A 16,040-nucleotide genomic window follows, 5' to 3' on the forward strand; every position below is an offset into this window, starting at 1 on the left:
AAAGCGGGGGTCCATTTCTATGCGCGACGCGCTGGATCGGGATGGACCCCCGCTTTCGCGGGGGTGACGAGCGGGGATACGCCCCCGCTCGCTCCCGCTGCCGCTCTTTACTGCGCCGGCGCGTCGGTCGCGGGCGCCTGGGTCCCGTCCGTCGCCGGGGCCGCGCCGCCGTCGGCCGGAGCCGGCGTGTCGGTCTTCGGCGTGCCGTCGGGATTGAACTCCTCGATCTTCGCCGTGGCGCGCAGCTCATCGACCTTCTTGCCGACGATCTCCTCGGCGATCTGGCTCTGCAGCTCCGACTTCATCTCGTCCAGCGTCGGCGGCTTCCGGTCGCGCTTGTCCTCGAGCAGGATCACGTGCCAGCCGAACTCGGTCTGGACCGGGGTCTTGGTGTATTGGCCCTTCTCCAGCGCCATCGCCGCGTCGGCGAAGGGCTTCACCATCTCCTCCGGCAGGAAATAGCCCAGGTCGCCGCCATTGGAGGCGGCCGGATCGGTCGACTTGGTCTTGGCTAGCTCGGCGAAATCGGCGCCCTTGTCGAGCTCGGCGATGACCGCCTCGGCCTCCTCCTTGGTCTTCAGGAGGATATGGCGGGCATGGATCTCGGTCTTGGGCGGGTTCGCCGCCACATAGGCGTCATAGCGCTTCTGGACCTCTTCGTCCGTGACGCCGTCATGAATCAGATTCGTCATATAGACGTGACGAATGGCCTCGTTCTCGTAGGCCTTCATCATCTTCTGGACTTCGGGGTCGGTGGCGAGGTTCTGCGCGCGGCCGGCCTGGGCCAGGAGCTCCAGCCCCACCAGCCGCTCGACCAGTGCGGGGAAGATCAGGTCGATCTGCTGCTGATACTGCTCCGGCAGGCTGCGGGCCGAGGCGATCACGTCGGAACGGTGGATATCCGCGCCATTGACCGTGGCCACGACCGGGTCGGGCGCGGTCGCTTGGGCGTCGGCCGGGGCCTGGGTGTCGGCGGCCGGGGCTGCGGGCGTGGTGGCAGCGTCGTCGGCCAGCAGCGGATGCGTGGCGAAGGCGAGGATGGCCGCGACGCCGGCCATGAGCAGCTTGTTCATCGAGGGCTCTGGAAAGGTTCCTGGGATGTCAGCAGCCGTCATGGAAGGCGCGGGCTGCCGGGGCGGCGCCCATCATGCACAGTGCCGGCCCCGGCACAAGGCCGCCGGGACCGGCGCAAAGCGGCCGATTCCGTTACAAAAGGGCGAGATTCCGCCGAAACCAGCACCGCCTGGGTCCAAGGGACGCGGGAATGGGCGCTTGCGTTGACAGGCCGGAGGCGGGGTCCTATGTCTCTTGGCGCCCCGGGGGTCCGGAAGGGGCTGCCCGGTTGGTTTGCCGTGTTTTTTTGCCCTTTCCCCAGGGCCCTGCTCCCCGGACGGGGCAATCCCGCGCTCTTCGAGGTCTGAATGCTTTCCGCCCTTGCCAAGCGGCTGTTCGGCTCCGCCAACGACCGTTTCATCAAGACGCTCTCCAAGACGGTCCAGGAGATCAATGCCCTGGAGCCCCAGCTCAAGGCGCTCGATGACGAGGGCTTGAAGGCGCGCACGGGCTGGCTCAAGGAGCGGCTCGAGAAGGGCGAGAGCCTCGACGACATCCTGCCCGACGCCTTCGCCACGGTGCGCGAGGCGGCCTGGCGCGTGCTGGGTCAGCGCCATTTCGACGTCCAGCTCATGGGCGGCATCGTGCTCCATCGCGGCATGATCGCCGAGATGAGGACCGGCGAAGGCAAGACCCTGGTCGCGACCCTGCCGGTCTATCTGAACGCGCTTTCCGGCAAGGGCGTCCATGTCGTCACGGTCAACGACTACCTCGCCCGGCGCGACGCCGAATGGATGGGCCAGATCTACCGCTTCCTCGGCCTGACCGTCGGCTGCATCGTCCATGGGCTCTCCGATCCCGACCGCCAGCAGCAATATGCGGCGGACGTCACCTACGGCACCAACAACGAGCTGGGCTTCGACTATCTGCGCGACAACCTGAACAAGTACGACCCCAAGCAGATGGTCCAGCGCGACTTCAACTATGCGATCGTCGACGAGGTGGACAGCATCCTGATCGACGAGGCCCGCACGCCGCTGATCATCTCGGGTCCCACCGAAGATTCGTCCGAGCTCTATATCAAGATCGACGCGCTGATCCCGCATCTGGTCGCGGCCGACTACGAGCTCGACGAGAAGGCCCGGCAGGTCACGCTGACCGAGCCCGGCGTCGAGCATATGGAGCAGCTCCTCAAGGAGGTCGGGCTCCTGCGCAGCGAATCGATGTACGACATCCAGAACGTGGCCCTGGTTCATCACAGCCAGCAGGCGCTCAAGGCCTACAAGCTGTTCCAGCGCGACCGCGACTACATCGTCAAGGACAACAAGGTCATCATCATCGACGAGTTCACCGGCCGCATGATGGAAGGCCGGCGCTACTCCGAGGGGCTGCACCAGGCGCTCGAGGCCAAGGAGCGCGTGCAGATCCAGAACGAGAACCAGACGCTGGCCTCGATCACCTTCCAGAACTATTTCCGCCTCTACCCCAAGCTCGCCGGCATGACCGGCACGGCCATGACCGAGGCGCCGGAATTCTCGGACATCTACAATCTCGACGTCATCGAGATCCCGACCAACCTGCCGACCATCCGCAAGGACGACGACGACCAGGTCTTCCGCACGGCGAAAGAGAAATACACCGCCATCATCGATTCCATCATCGATGCGCGGACGCGCAAGCAACCGGTGCTGGTGGGCACGGCCAGCATCGAGAAGTCCGAGCTCCTCTCCTCGCTCCTCAAGCAGCGCCACATCCCCCACCAGGTGCTGAATGCGCGCTATCACGAGCAGGAGGCCTATATCATCGCCGAAGCCGGCGTGCCGGGTGCGGTGACGATTGCGACCAACATGGCCGGTCGCGGCACCGACATCCAGCTCGGCGGCAATGTCGAGATGCGCGTCCGCCAAGAGACCGAGGGCATGGAGGAGACCCAGCGCCAGGCCAAGATCGAGCAGATCAAGGCCGAGGTCGCCGCCGCCAAGAAGGTGGCGCTCGAGGCGGGCGGGCTCTACGTGCTCGGCACCGAGCGGCATGAGAGCCGGCGCATCGACAACCAGCTGCGCGGCCGTTCCGGCCGCCAGGGCGATCCGGGCGCCTCGCGCTTCTATCTCTCGCTCGAGGACGACCTGATGCGCATCTTCGGATCCGAGCGCATGGATTCGATGCTGCAGAAGCTGGGGCTCAAGGAAGGCGAGGCCATCGTCCATAGCTGGGTCAACAAGGCCCTGGAGAAGGCGCAGCAGAAGGTCGAGGCCCGCAACTTCGAGATTCGCAAGAATCTGCTGAAGTACGACAACGTCATGAACGACCAGCGCAAGGTGATCTACGAGCAGCGCCGGGAGCTCATGAAGGTCGAGGCCCCGGAGCTGGCCCAGACCATTGCCGACATGCGCCACGAGACCATCCAGTCGCTGGTCGACCACGCCATTCCCAAGGGCTCCTATCCCGAGCAGTGGGAAATGCGCCAGCTCCACGAGGAGATCCTGCGCGTGCTGGCGCTCGACCTGCCGGTCGAGGCCTGGGCCAAGGAAGAGGGCATCGACGCCGAACAGGTGCTGGAGCGCCTGACCGAGGCTTCCGACAAGCAGGTCGCGGAACGCGAGGAGCGGTTCGGGCCCGAGCGGATGCGGTTTGCGGAGCGTTCCCTGCTGCTGCAGATACTCGATCATCTCTGGAAGGAGCATCTGCTGGCGCTGGATCATCTGCGCCATGGCATCGGCTTGCGCGCCTACAGCCAGCGCGATCCCTTGAACGAATATCGCCGCGAGGCCTTCGAGCTGTTCGAGGCGCTGCTGGGGCGGCTGCGCGAGACCGTGACCAGCGTGCTGACCCATGTCGAGATCCGCACCGTGAACCCCGCCGACATGGCGCCGCCGCCGCGCCCCGTGCCGATGCAGGAGACGCGCCAGGATCCCGCCCTCGTCGGCGCCGATGCGGACCCGGCACCCGCCGCCCCGTCGGGCAGCCCGGTGATGGCGATGGCGCGGCCCAACGGCCCCGCGGCGCGCCCGGCCGGTGGTGCCGCCGCCGCCGCGGTCGCGACCAAGCCGCGCATGCCCGAATCGCAATTCGGCAAGGTCCCCCGCAACGCCCCCTGCCCCTGCGGCTCCGGCAAGAAGTTCAAGCAGTGTCACGGGAAGGTGGGCTGAGGGGCGGCGCGAACCTTTTTCCGCCTGAGCCCTGCACACCCTTGGTCATCCCCGCGAAAGCGGGGATCCACCCCAACCCAGCGCGCCGAACGTAACGTTGGACCCCCGCTTTCGCGGGGGTGACGTGAGGGTGCGGCGCGCTCTCTGCGTCCCGCTGGTGAAGGCCGAGATGACCTAAGGACTGTGCCGGGGCTACCGCTCCGCGAGGTCTTACCCCAGCCCCTTCTCGCCCATGGCGAGGAACTTCTCGCGCCTTGTGCGGCGGAGGTCGTCGCCCGAGAGGCCTTCGAGCTCGATCAGCGACTTCTCCAGCGCGGCCCCCAGCGCAGTCACCGCTTCCTCGCGGGCGCGATGCGCACCGCCGAGCGGCTCCGACACGATCTCGTCGATCACGCCGAGCTTGAGCAGGTCCTCCGAGGTGAGCTTCAGCGCCTCGGCCGCTTCCTTCGCCTGCTCGGCCGAGCGCCAGAGGATCGAGGCACAGCCTTCGGGCGAGATCACCGAATAGACCGCATGCTCCAGCATCAGCACCCGGTTGCCGGCGGCGAGCGCGATGGCGCCGCCCGAGCCGCCCTCGCCGATCACGACGGCCACCAGCGGCACCCGGATCTTGAGGCAGGTCTCGATCGAGCGCGCGATGGCCTCGGCCTGCCCGCGCGCCTCGGCATCCACGCCCGGATAGGCGCCGGGCGTATCCACCAGCGCGATCACCGGCAGGCCGAAGCGGTCGGCCAGGTCCATGAGGCGCTGTGCCTTGCGGTAGCCCTCGGGGCGCGCCATGCCGAAATTATGCTTCACGCGGCTCGCCGTGTCGGCGCCCTTCTCGTGGCCCAGCACCATCACCGGCCGGCCGCGGAAGCGCGCGAGCCCGCCCTGGATCGCGCGGTCGTCGGCGAAGCTGCGGTCGCCCGCCAGCGGCGTGAATTCCTGGAACAGGGCCGCCACATAGTCGAGGAAATGCGGCCGCTCGGGGTGGCGCGCCACCAGCGTCTTCTGCCAGGGGGTCAGCTTGCCGTAGGTCTGGCGCAGCAGCTTCTCGACCTTGCCCTGCAGGCGCGCGACCTCCTCGGCGATGTTGATGTCGCCCTTGTTCTCCAGATGGCGGAGCTCTTCGATCTTGCCTTCGAGCTCGGCGATCGGCTTTTCGAAATCCAGGAAGGTGGGCATCGGTCCTTTGCGAGGATCGGGCGCCCCGCGAAGCCGGCGGGAGTTCCCCTGAAGTGGCCGCCCGCGAGATCCCTTGAGGATTCGGCCCGCGAGAAGCCGCAAACGGTTCTTTTGTGCCAGCCCCTGTGGAAGAAATCATCCCCCACGACCGGCCGGCGAGCGGGGCCAGCATTTAGCATAAGGACGGCCGGCCCGGCGACCGCAAAAATCGCCGCGTCTTCCTCCCGTTGCGGAGCTTGCCAGGGCCTTGGGTTCTGGCAAATTAGCCCGTCCTTTCCAGACCTTGTGGAACACCCGTCCGGAAGACATCCGCCGCCCAGCCCCGCAGGAGCCCATCGATGTCCAAGCTTGCCAAGACCGCCAGCGCCGCCACCCATTTCGGCGAGGGCGCGTTGCCGAAGATCGCCTATGGCAAGGGCTCCTACCTCTATGACACCACCGGCAAGCGCTATCTCGACGGTTCGGGCGGGCCGGCCGTGTTCTGCCTCGGCCATGGCAATGAAGAGGTCAACGACGCGATCAAGGCGCAGCTCGACCGCGTGGCCCACGGCTATCGCTACGCCTTCACCAGCGATCCCCTGGAGGAACTGAGCGAGATCGTCGCCTGGCGCTGCGGCGGCGGCCTCACCCGCATGGTGTTCGTCTCCGGCGGCTCCGAGGCGGTCGAATCCTGCCTCAAGCTGGCGCTGCAATATCATTCGGCCAAGGGCGAGATGACGCGCCGCCGCTTCATCTCGCGCCAGCGCTCCTGGCATGGCAACACGCTGGGTGCGCTCGCCATCTCCGGCTTCCGCGACCGCCGGCTGCCGTTCGAGGGTGCCTTGACCGAGGCGAGCTTCCTCTCGGCCGTCAACGAATACCGCCCGCCCAAGGGCGTGAAACCCGAGGACGTGGCGAGCTTCTGCGCCGACGAGCTGGAGCGCGAGATTCTGCGGCTCGGTCCCGACCGGGTCGCCGCCTTCATCTTCGAGCCGGTGGTGGGGGCGGCCGGCGGCGCCATCCCGGCGCCGGCCGGTTATGCGAAGAAGATCCGCGCGATCTGCGACCGCTATGGCGTTCTCATGATCGCCGACGAGGTGATGTGCGGCGCGGCGCGCTGCGGCACCTGGCGGGCGCTCGAGCATGACGGCGTCGAGCCCGACATCATGTCGGTCGCCAAGGGGCTCGCCGGGGGCTACATGCCCCTGGGCGCCGCGGTCTATCACGAGCGGATCGCCGGCCCGATCATCGAGCGCTATGGCGCGCCGCTCACGGGCCATACCTTCACCGGCCATACGGCGTCCTGCGCCGCCGGCGTCGCCGTGCAGAAGATCGTCACGCGCGACCGTCTCGTGGAGCGGGTCGCGAGCGAAGGCGCCAAGCTCAAGCGGCGGCTCGAAGAGCTGCTGGGCCCGCGCAATTATGTCGGCAATATCCGCGGCCGCGGCTTCTTCCTCGGCATCGAGCTGGTCGCCGACAAGGAAACCAAGGAACCGTTCGACCCCGCGCTCCAGGTGAGCAACAAGATCCGCGAGCGCAGCTTCGCCAACGGCCTCATCTGCTATCCGACCGGCGGCAATGTCGACGGCATCCGCGGCGACCAGATCATCCTGGCCCCGCCCTACAATGCCAGCGCCGCCGAGCTGGACGAGATCGTGACCCTGCTCGACCGCAGCCTGACCGAGGTGATGGAGAAGCTGGGCCGTTGAGGATCGGCAGCCTCTCCCCGAACGGGTGAAGGAGGCTACCCCATCTTTCCACAGGCCGATGGCTTGTGGGTCCCGGCGTTTCTTGTTGAACTGACGCCGATCGAAAGAAGGCCCAACCGGTGCCGGCCCGCAGGCCCGGACACCGGAAAAGCCGCCGACGAGGTCCCGAGACCCCGTGGCCGGCATGCGCCTGCGCAAGGACGACATCAGGGGAGAGAACGACCATGGAGAAGAACCGCTTTTTCGACCGCCTGGCCGAAGGCAAGCTCACGCGGCGCGAGCTCAATCGCAGCCTGGCCGCGATGGGCCTGGGCATGGCGACCACCTTCAGCTTCAGCCGGCCCGCTTCCGCCGCTGCCGGCAGCGATCTCAAATCCTACACCTGGGCCGGCTACGACATTCCCGACATCATGCAGGACTATGTGAAGAAGTACGGCTCGCCGCCGACCTTCACGCTCTTCGGCGGCACCGAAGAAGCGTTCCAGAAATTGCAGTCCGGCTTCACCACCGATATCGCGCATCCTTGCGTCGAGGACATCGCGCGGTGGAGCAAGTTGAAGATGATCAAGGAGCTGGATACCGCGAAGCTCAAGCATTGGAACGATATCTGGCCGGAGCTTCTGGCCCTGCCGGGCGCCAACATGGATGGCAAGCGCTATATCCTGCCGTTCGACTGGGGCAACGGCTCGCTCCTCTATCGCACGGACAAGGTCGAGCCCCAGGAGATGTCCTGGAACCTCGCCTGGGACGAGCGCTACAAGGGCAAGATCTCGATGTACAACGCCACCCCGACCGTCTCGGTCGCGGGGCTCGCGCTCGGGATCAATCCTTACGAGTTCTCCGAGGAAGAAGGCCGGAAGATCAAAGACTATCTGATGAAGCAGCGCTCGCTGGTGCGCTTCTACTGGGACGCGCCGTCCGACTATCAGCAGGCCATGGCGTCGGGCGAAATCCTGATCGCCTATGCCTGGAACGACGGTCTCGCCGCCATGAAGAAGCAGGGCATTCCCGTCGAATATATGACGCCCAAGGAAGGCATCCTGAGCTGGACCTGCGGGCTCGTTCATATGGCCAATGCCACCGTGCCCGACGAGCAGGTCTATGACCTGCTCGACGCCATGTCTTCGCCGGAAAGCGGAAAATATCTGATCGAGCAATATGGCTATGGCCACTGCAACAAGAAGTCGTTCGAGATCTCCGATCAGAAGATCGTCGCCGACCTGGGCTTCGCCTCGCCCTCCGCGGTGTTTCAGCACAGCGTGTTCGAGACCGAGGTCTCGCCGGAGATGGAGCAACGGCGCAACAAGATCTTCGAGGATGTGAAGGCCGGCTGAGCCTGCCCGAGGTCCCGCGGGATCAGTCCCGCGGGACCTTCCCCTTCATCTTCGGAGCATTCCATGTACGAGATCGATCCCGAGCGCCTCGACCTGGCGCGCGAGTTTCGCGAGAAGCCGTTCGGCCGGCATAGCGGCGAGCTGCAACGCGTCATCAACCGCATGCGAGCCGGCAGCAACGAAGGCCGCCTCGTGCTGGTCACGCTCGAGCGCCACAAGCGCTGGGGCCTCGCCCGCATGGGCGCCGGCCTGCGAGCACCGCTGACGCCCGTGCCGGGCCACGAGTTCACCTCCTATGAGGAGGCCGAATGGACGGTCTTCACGCTGCGCTGGCAGGAGATCACCGGCCGCGAGCTCGTCCTCGACTGAACTCTTTTCCGAACAGGCCTCCTTCCATGCTCGAGATTCTGGGATATGGCGACCGCCACAGCGTGCGGCCCGGCGACCGGCTTCAGGTCAAGGTCAGCTGCGAGGCGGGCGCCCCGCGCTTCCATGCCGAGGTCGTCCGCATGATCTGCGGCGACGATTTGCCGAACGGCGCCGGCTACAAGGACCAGCCGGTCGCGAGCCCCGCCAATGGCGACTACCCGGCGCGCCGGCAGCCGCTCGATGCGGGCTCGGCGGTGCTGGTGGCGCCCTCGCCGCTCCTGGACCAGATCGGGAGCTTCACCCTGACGGCGCTGGTCTGGCCGACCCTGCCCGGCACGAGCCCACAGACGCTGCTGGCGCGCTGGTCCGAGCCGGCACGCGCGGGCTTCCGGCTTGGCCTGGATGCCACGGGTGCCCTGGCCCTCGATATCGGCGACGGCAAGGGCGGGTTTGCCGCGATCAAGACCAGCCGGCCCTTGCGCGAGCGCGCCTGGTATCGCGTCACCGCGACCTTCGACGCGGCGACCGGCGAGGCGAGGCTCAGCCAACGGCCGCTGGGCCATCTGGCCCGCGACAATTCGGCGAGCGAGGTGGAAGCCATCTTGCGCGTGCGGCCCCATGCGCCGGCCGACGCGCCCTTCGTCATGGCGGCGCATCAGACGGGCCGGCGCGGCGCCAAGACGCTGCTGGGCGGGCATTTCAACGGCAAGATCGAAGCGCCGCGGCTGGCGGCGCGTGTCCTGCGCGAGGAGGAGATCGAGGCGCTCCAACTCGGCATTCCGGCGTCCCTCGCGGCGGAAATTCTCGGCGCCTGGGATTTCGCGAAGGAGACGCCCACCACGCGCGTGGTCGATCTCTCGGCCAACCGGCTCGATGGCGAGACCGTCAACCTGCCCACGCGCGCCATGAAGGGCGCCGCCTGGACCGGCGAGGCGATGCGCTGGACGGACAAGCCGGAGCATTACGGCGCCATCCATTTCCACGAGGACGATCTCTACGACGCGGGCTGGGAGACCGACTTCGAGGTGCCGATCACGCCGGAGATGCGCTCGGGCGTCTATGCGGTGAAGCTCACCTGCGGCGAGCGCTACGAGCAGCTCGCCTTCGTCACCTTCTTCGTGCTGCCGCCCAAGGGCAAGGCGACGGCACCCGTGGCCTTCCTCGCCGCCAACGCCACCTACATGGCCTATGCCAACAGCCATCACGGCTGGGACGATGTGCTGGCCGAGATCTGCTATGGCGCGCTGCTCGAGTTCGGGCCCACCGAACGCACGGTCAATGCGCGGCGCGATCTCGGCGTCTCGACCTATGACGTCCATACCGACGGCTCGGGCTCCTGCTACAGCTCGCGGCTCAGGCCCATCCTCAACACCCGGCCGCGCCACTCGCTCTGGAACTTCGGCGCCGATCTCCACATCGTCGACTGGCTCGAGGGCATCCATCAGCCCTACGACGTGATCACCGACGAGATGCTGCACCAGGAGGGGCTGTCGCTCCTGGAGAACTACCGTTGCGTCGTCACCGGGACCCATCCCGAATACCATTCGCTGGCGCAGATGCGCGCGGTCGAGGCCTATCTCGGCAAGGGCGGGCGGCTGATCTACACGGGCGGCAACGGCTTCTATTGGCGCATCGCCTGGCATCCGACGCTACCGGGCGTGATCGAGATGCGCCGCGCCGAGAACGGCACGCGCACCTGGATCGCCGAGCCCGGCGAGTATCATCTGAGCTTCACCGGCGAGCTCAGCGGCCTCTGGCGCAACAACGGCATCCCGCCGCAGCAACTGGTCGGCATCGGCTTCGGCTCGGAGGGCTTCGACGAATCCTCCTGGTACCGCCGCCGGCCCGGCAGCTTCGACCCGCGCGCGGCCTTCATCTTCGAAGGCATCGGCAAGGACGAGAAGATCGGCGATTTCGGCGTGATCGGCGGCGGGGCCGCGGGGCTCGAGCTCGACATCGTCGACCCGAAGCTGGGCACGCCGCCCCATGCGCTGGTGCTGGCCAGCTCCGAGCTGCACAGCAACGTCTATGTGCTGACGCCCGAGGAGCTGATCTCGACCTATCCCGGCATCGACGGCATCGAGGATCCCAAGGTGCGCGCCGACATGGTCTTCTTCGAGACGCCCAAGGGCGGCGCCGTGTTCTCGACGGGCTCGATCGCCTGGGCCGGTTCCTTGAGCCATAACGGCTTCAAGAACAACGTCGCGCGGATCACCGGCAACGTGCTGAAGCGGTTCATCGATCCAAAGCCGTTCTGATCCGGGCGTTTCCGGTCCCCGCCCCTGTTCCGCCGGGGAGGAGTTCCATTCACTCCGGCGTGTTCTGGCCGCTGATGAAGCGGCCGATCAGCACCATGTAGAAGCAGAGGTGGTTGCGCTCGGCATAGGCGATCGCCTGCGTGTCGCCCGAGCGCATGGCGCGGATGATGTCGCTGAGCTCGGCGCAGAGCGCGTCGACCTGATCCTCCCACATCTCGTTGGCGAGCCGGAACCAGACCCGCGATGTCTGGTAATAGAAGAGATCGTAGACCTGGCGGAGGGCGGTGTTGTTGGTGAGGCTGCCGACGATCCCCTGCCGTTCGTGATTGATGCGCCAGAATTCTTCGGTATCGCGGTTCTCGTGCAGTTTCTGGGCCCGCTCATGGAGGCTCTTCATGGCCGCCAGATCGCTGTCGGTGCTGGGCCGCGCGCTCAACTGGCCGATCAGTTCGCACAGCCGCAGCCGGAACTCGTAGACATCCTTGAACTGCTTGAAATCGACGCCGGTCACGATGGTGCCGACACCGTTCCTGGTCTCGACGAAGCCTTCGAACTCCAGCCGTTGCAGCACCTGACGCACCGGCGTCCGGCTGACGCCGAACTCGTTCGCGAGCTCAGTCTCGCGCAGCACGTCGCCCGGCGGATAGCGCAGCAGGCAGATCCGTTCGCGCAGCTCCTCATAGATGCTGGCGGACAGGCCGCGGGGTGCCAGGGAGGCGCGCCGGCCGTCAGGGCCTGGCTTCTCCCGCGCCGGGCGCGTCGTGCTGCGTTCCTTGGCCATGACGTTGCGCTGCGGCCTCCCCACCGTTAGACGCCAGTGTAGGGGTTCGGCCGAGTCCCGTCGATCAACCGCGCATAGCGGAAGGGCGACGGATCGACGACGGGCTTCGTCCCGGTCACGAGGTCGGCGACGAGGTGGCCGACACCAGGACCGATGCCGAAGCCATGACCGGAGAAGCCGGTGGCGAGGAAGAGCCCCGGCAGCTTGTCGACCGGCGATATCACTGGAACCGTATCGGGCAGGGCGTCGATCAACCCCGCCCATTGCTGGGCGATGGCGACCCCCTTGAAGACGGGGAAGGTCTGCTCGAGCGCCCGACGCGCATGCTCGAGCTGATGCGCGACGGGCGCCGGATCCATCACCCGCACCTTCTCGAAGGCCGAGATCTCGCCGGGCGATCGGCGGCGGGAGAACCCCCACTCCTCGAAGAACCGGCCGCCGAACCGCAGCTCCAGATGCTTCCATTCGAGCTTCAGGACGGGGAAGAAATCCGCGAGGTAACGGAAGCTGGCGGGAACGATGTCGTAGCGGTTGGCCGAGCCGTCGGCGACGGTGTAGCCGCCATCGAGGCGCTTGCGGAAAGCGAAATGAGGCGTCCAGGCGGCGGTCTCCGGCCCGCCCTCGACCGGCGCGGTTCGCATCACCGAAGCGCGAACGGCGAGTTGCGGGAGGCGCAGGCCCTGCGCCTGGCAGAGAAGCCGCGACCAGATCCCGCCGGCGATCACGACGCTGCCGCAGGCGATCCGCCCCTTCTCGGTGACGACCGCGGATACGCGGCCCGCGGCGGTCTCGATCCCGCGCACCGCGCATTGGGTCAGGATCGTGGCGCCGCGTCGTGCGGCTGCCCGGGCGATTGCGGGAGCCGCCTTCTGGGGCTCGGCCCGACCGTCGCTGGGCGTGTAGAGAGCCGCCCGGAATTTCCGGGTCGAGCCCGGCAGCAGGCGTTCGAGCTCGGCGCCCGCCACCATGCGCGTATCGAGCGCATAGTCGCCCGCGAGCTTCAGCCAGGTCTCGCGCCGCCCGACCGCCGCGTCGTCGTCACAGGTATAGAGGATGCCCGCCGGGCGGAAGCCGACATCTTCGCCCACGAGCTGATGCATCTCGTTCCAGAGCCGGAGCGCCACCACCGACAGCGGCAGCTCGCGCGGATCGCGCCCCATGCGGCGGCACCAGCCCCAGTTGCGGCTGGATTGCTCGCCGGCGATATGCCCTTTCTCGCAAAGGGCCACATTGACGCCGCGCTGGGCGAGGGAGAAGGCGGCGCTGGTGCCGATGATACCGCCGCCGACGATGACGACGTCGGCTTGCGGCGGCAGCCGCTCGGCGGAGGTGACGGGTTCGACCAAAGGCCCCATGCCCTTGCTCCTGTTGATTGCGATGAAGCGCGCCCGGTCAGAGCGTCACGCCCTGGCGGCCGACCAGGCGATCCAGGATCCAGATCAGGATGAAATCCAGCAGGATCACGCCGCTCGAGAGCGCGAAGATCGTCGGATCGAGGCTCGTATTGCTCCGGGAAAAGAGCCAGACGGGCAAGGGAAAGACGTCGATCGTATAAAGGAAATAAGCCACGGTGAATTCGTTGAAGGAGACGATGAAGGCGAGCAGCATGCCCGCCACAATACCCGGCTTCATCGTCGGCAACACGATCTCCATCAGGCTCCGCCACCAGTTCGCGCCAAGCACGCGCGCCGCTTCCTCATGGGAGAGCGGCAAGGCCGTGAGCGAGGCCACGCAGTTCCGGACGACGAAGGGCAGGACCAGGATGACGTGCGCGACCACGATACGCAGGAAACCCTGCTCGATCCCCAGCTCGCTGACGATGACGAGGAAGGAGATGCCGAGCACGACCAGGGGGAAGACCAGCGGCAGCGTCACCAGGATCTCGACCAGCGGCTTGCCCCGGAAACGATGCCGGACCAGCGCATAAGCGGCGGGAATCCCGGCGGCGCTCGCCAGGATCATGACTGTGAGGCTGATGGCGAGGCTCGTGACCAGGGCTTCGCGGAACCGGCCGGTATCGGCGGGATCGGCCAGCAGCTCCCAGGCCGAGCGGTACCAGCGCAGGCTGAAGCCCGGCGGCGGGAACTGCAAGGTCGAGCCGTCGGTGAGCGACATGACCACGACCGTCAGGATCGGCGACAGCATGATCAGCAGCAGGAGCCCCGTGATCCCGCCCAGCAGAAGGGGCTCGATCCGTCCGCGCGCGATCACCGGACCCTCCGCCGCGCCAGATGCTGATAGGCGGCCAGCACCGCCAGCGCCAGGGCGACCAGCACGACCGAATTGGCGGCACCGAAGGGCCAGTTCAGGAGCGGCCCCATCTGGTCCCGGATGAGGAGCGCCAGCATCGAGACGCGCCGGCCGCCGAGAAGGAAGGGCACCACGAAGGCGCTGACATTGAAGGCGAAGACCAGGAGCGACGCGGCCAGGATGCCCTGCGCTGCCAGCGGCAGGAGCACATGGCGGATCACGCGCAGCCGGTTGGCACCCAGGAGGGCTGCCGCCTCTTCCAGCGAAGGCGGAATGGTCCTGATGGCGTTGGCGATCGGGAGCACCGCCAGGGGAAAGGCCGTCTGCACCAGGCCCAGCGTCACCCCGCTCTCATTGAAGAGAAAGAGGACGGGACGATCGATCAGGCCCAGAAGGCGCAAGGCGCGGTTCAGCAGCCCGTCGGGCGCCAGGAGAACCAGCCAGCCATAGCTCTGCAGCACGAGGTTCATCAGCAGCGGGAGCAGGAGCACCAGCAGCAGCAGACGCCGGAGATAGGCCTGGGTGACCCGGGCCATGAAGAGAGCGACGGGCAGAGCCAGGATCACGGTGATTGCCGTGCTGACGATGGAGAGCCGGAAGGTCAGCAGGATGGATTTCAGGTAGAGCGAGCTGAGGATCGCGCGGTAGCTCTCGAGCGTCCATGTGCTCCACTCGGCACCTTTGACGCCGAAGCTGAGCCGCAGGATCAGCAGCGAGGCCAGGATCAGGAACCCGAGGAAGACTCCGGCCGGCAGGAGCAGCAGCCAGGGATTGGGCCCGGCCGGCCTCTCCTCCCCCGCTGCCCGGCTGATCGCGGCGCGCACCATCTCAGCTTGCCAGCACTCGGATATCCTCGGGTGCCGCCGCGACCCAGAGCTCCTGCCCGGGCTGGAACGCCGCCTTCTCCGACCGGGCGACGAGCTCCGTGCCATCGGACAGAAGCAGGCGATGAACGAAGCTGCCGCCCGAGAAGTAGGTCGATTTGAGCTGTCCGCGGACGATGGCGTCGACGGTCTTCTCCGGCTCCAGCCGGACATGCTCCGGCCGCAGGCCGAGCGTCACCTCCCGCGCCGCGGGAACCAGATCCGACGCCAGGTCCAGCGGATTGCCGAACACATCGAGACGCGTCCGCCCGTTCTCGGCGCCCGAGACCGTTGCCGCGACGAAGCTCATATCGCCGATGAAATCGGCGACGAAGCGGTTGGCGGGCGTGCGATAGACCTCGAGCGGCGTGCCGAGCTGCATCAGCCGGCCATGGAGCATGACGGCGATCCGGTCCGACATCATCGAGGCGGTCTCCTGGTCATGCGTCACGTAGATCGCCGCGAGGTTGAGCTGCTTCTGGATCCGGCGCAGCTCGATCGCCATGCGGTCGCGCAGGCGCCGGTCGAGCGCCGCCATGGGCTCGTCGAACAGGATGACCGCCGGCTCGACGACGATGGTGCGCGCCACCGCCACCCGCTGGCGCTGCCCGCCGCTGAGCTCGTTCGGCATGCGCCGGGCGAAGGTCGCGGGCGGCAGCTCCACCAGCCGCAGGGCCTCGTCGACCCGGCGCCCGATGTCCGCGCCTTTGACGCCTTTCATGCGCAGGCCGAAGGCGACGTTCTCGCGCACCGTCTTGTGCGGAAAGATCGCGAGATCCTGGAACACCAGCCCCACATTGCGCTTGTGCGGCGGCACGCCGAGAACGGAGCGGCCCTCCAGCAGGACATCGCCGGCATCGGCCCGCTCGAGCCCGGCCATGATCCGCATGATGGTGGTCTTGCCGCAGCCCGAAGGGCCGAGGATGGAGAGGATCTCGCCGGGCGCCACCGCCAGCGACACATCGTCGACGGCGATCACGTTGCCGTCGGCGAAGGACTTGACCAGATTCCGGATCTCCAGCGCTGGGATCAAGCTCACCTCCTGACAATCCCCGCGGGCGGCACAACGCCCGCAAACGGTGCCGCCGGTTCCGCCATCTGGGAAGGCGGAACCGGCGGCCTGCGACA

12 protein-coding genes are annotated in these 16,040 nt (G+C 67.1%); 5 read left to right on the forward strand and 7 right to left on the reverse strand.

Annotation, left to right across the window (positions count from 1 at the left end; all coding sequences use genetic code 11):
- Window positions 1–107 precede the first annotated feature (107 nt).
- Window positions 108–1,073 carry a peptidylprolyl isomerase gene (locus tag FRZ61_RS21150; protein ID WP_191909140.1) on the reverse strand — a complete coding sequence of 322 codons (966 nt, stop codon included), beginning with the start codon at window positions 1,071–1,073 and terminating at the stop codon, window positions 108–110.
- Between the two features lie 348 nt (window positions 1,074–1,421).
- On the opposite strand from FRZ61_RS21150, the gene secA reads away from it, so the two are divergent.
- Window positions 1,422–4,202 carry a preprotein translocase subunit SecA gene (gene secA / locus FRZ61_RS21155; RefSeq protein WP_151119596.1) on the forward strand — a complete coding sequence of 927 codons (2,781 nt, stop codon included), beginning with the start codon at window positions 1,422–1,424 and terminating at the stop codon, window positions 4,200–4,202.
- Between the two features lie 210 nt (window positions 4,203–4,412).
- On the opposite strand, the gene FRZ61_RS21160 is transcribed toward secA, so the two are convergent.
- Window positions 4,413–5,369 (reverse strand): acetyl-CoA carboxylase carboxyltransferase subunit alpha, encoded by a 957-nt coding sequence (locus FRZ61_RS21160; RefSeq protein WP_151119597.1) that lies wholly within the window; start codon window positions 5,367–5,369, stop codon window positions 4,413–4,415.
- Between the two features lie 338 nt (window positions 5,370–5,707).
- Between FRZ61_RS21160 and FRZ61_RS21165 the strand changes: the two genes are divergently transcribed.
- The 4 genes from FRZ61_RS21165 (at window position 5,708) to FRZ61_RS21180 (ending at window position 11,018) form a co-directional block, all read left to right on the forward strand.
- Window positions 5,708–7,057 (forward strand): aspartate aminotransferase family protein, encoded by a 1,350-nt coding sequence (locus FRZ61_RS21165; protein ID WP_151119598.1) that lies wholly within the window; start codon window positions 5,708–5,710, stop codon window positions 7,055–7,057.
- A 224-nt stretch (window positions 7,058–7,281) separates the two neighbouring features.
- The gene (locus tag FRZ61_RS21170; protein WP_151119599.1) at window positions 7,282–8,391 is read left to right on the forward strand and encodes an ABC transporter substrate-binding protein; all 1,110 of its coding nucleotides are present in this window, start codon (window positions 7,282–7,284) and stop codon (window positions 8,389–8,391) included.
- Between the two features lie 63 nt (window positions 8,392–8,454).
- A complete protein-coding gene (locus FRZ61_RS21175; RefSeq protein ID WP_151119600.1) occupies window positions 8,455–8,760 on the forward strand; it encodes a hypothetical protein in 306 nt (101 codons plus the stop codon).
- Between the two features lie 26 nt (window positions 8,761–8,786).
- A complete protein-coding gene (locus tag FRZ61_RS21180) occupies window positions 8,787–11,018 on the forward strand; it encodes a N,N-dimethylformamidase beta subunit family domain-containing protein (protein WP_191909141.1) in 2,232 nt (743 codons plus the stop codon).
- 49 nt (window positions 11,019–11,067) lie between these two features.
- On the opposite strand, the gene FRZ61_RS21185 is transcribed toward FRZ61_RS21180, so the two are convergent.
- From FRZ61_RS21185 to FRZ61_RS21205, 5 genes are read right to left on the reverse strand one after another with little or no spacing between them, the layout of a single operon-like run.
- Window positions 11,068–11,799, reverse strand: coding sequence for a GntR family transcriptional regulator (locus FRZ61_RS21185; RefSeq protein WP_151119602.1), 732 nt, complete (start codon window positions 11,797–11,799; stop codon window positions 11,068–11,070).
- Between the two features lie 26 nt (window positions 11,800–11,825).
- On the reverse strand, window positions 11,826–13,154 hold the full coding sequence (locus tag FRZ61_RS21190) for an NAD(P)/FAD-dependent oxidoreductase (RefSeq protein WP_151119603.1): 1,329 nt from the start codon (window positions 13,152–13,154) through the stop codon (window positions 11,826–11,828).
- Window positions 13,155–13,191: 37 nt separating this feature from the next.
- Entirely contained in the window at window positions 13,192–14,010 is an 819-nt protein-coding gene (locus tag FRZ61_RS21195; protein WP_225308932.1) for an ABC transporter permease, read from the reverse strand.
- The gene (locus FRZ61_RS21200; RefSeq protein WP_151119604.1) at window positions 14,007–14,876 is read right to left on the reverse strand and encodes an ABC transporter permease; all 870 of its coding nucleotides are present in this window, start codon (window positions 14,874–14,876) and stop codon (window positions 14,007–14,009) included. Before FRZ61_RS21200 ends, FRZ61_RS21195 begins: the two co-directional genes overlap by 4 nt.
- 1 nt (window position 14,877) lies before the next feature.
- A complete protein-coding gene (locus FRZ61_RS21205) occupies window positions 14,878–15,945 on the reverse strand; it encodes an ABC transporter ATP-binding protein (RefSeq protein ID WP_225308933.1) in 1,068 nt (355 codons plus the stop codon).
- Between the last annotated feature and the right edge of the window lie 95 nt (window positions 15,946–16,040).

The organism is Hypericibacter adhaerens (genome assembly GCF_008728835.1).
Lineage (GTDB): Bacteria > Pseudomonadota > Alphaproteobacteria > Dongiales > Dongiaceae > Hypericibacter > Hypericibacter adhaerens.

What these genes read in the sequence shown, in the direction of transcription:
- FRZ61_RS21150 (WP_191909140.1), bottom strand. Translation starts at nt 1,073, where the DNA reads ATGAACAAGCTGCTCATGGCCGGCGTCGCGGCCATCCTCGCCTTCGCC.
- secA (WP_151119596.1), top strand. Translation starts at nt 1,422, where the DNA reads ATGCTTTCCGCCCTTGCCAAGCGGCTGTTCGGCTCCGCCAACGACCGT.
- FRZ61_RS21160 (WP_151119597.1), bottom strand. Translation starts at nt 5,369, where the DNA reads ATGCCCACCTTCCTGGATTTCGAAAAGCCGATCGCCGAGCTCGAAGGC.
- FRZ61_RS21165 (WP_151119598.1), top strand. Translation starts at nt 5,708, where the DNA reads ATGTCCAAGCTTGCCAAGACCGCCAGCGCCGCCACCCATTTCGGCGAG.
- FRZ61_RS21170 (WP_151119599.1), top strand. Translation starts at nt 7,282, where the DNA reads ATGGAGAAGAACCGCTTTTTCGACCGCCTGGCCGAAGGCAAGCTCACG.
- FRZ61_RS21175 (WP_151119600.1), top strand. Translation starts at nt 8,455, where the DNA reads ATGTACGAGATCGATCCCGAGCGCCTCGACCTGGCGCGCGAGTTTCGC.
- FRZ61_RS21180 (WP_191909141.1), top strand. Translation starts at nt 8,787, where the DNA reads ATGCTCGAGATTCTGGGATATGGCGACCGCCACAGCGTGCGGCCCGGC.
- FRZ61_RS21185 (WP_151119602.1), bottom strand. Translation starts at nt 11,799, where the DNA reads ATGGCCAAGGAACGCAGCACGACGCGCCCGGCGCGGGAGAAGCCAGGC.
- FRZ61_RS21190 (WP_151119603.1), bottom strand. Translation starts at nt 13,154, where the DNA reads ATGGGGCCTTTGGTCGAACCCGTCACCTCCGCCGAGCGGCTGCCGCCG.
- FRZ61_RS21200 (WP_151119604.1), bottom strand. Translation starts at nt 14,876, where the DNA reads ATGGTGCGCGCCGCGATCAGCCGGGCAGCGGGGGAGGAGAGGCCGGCC.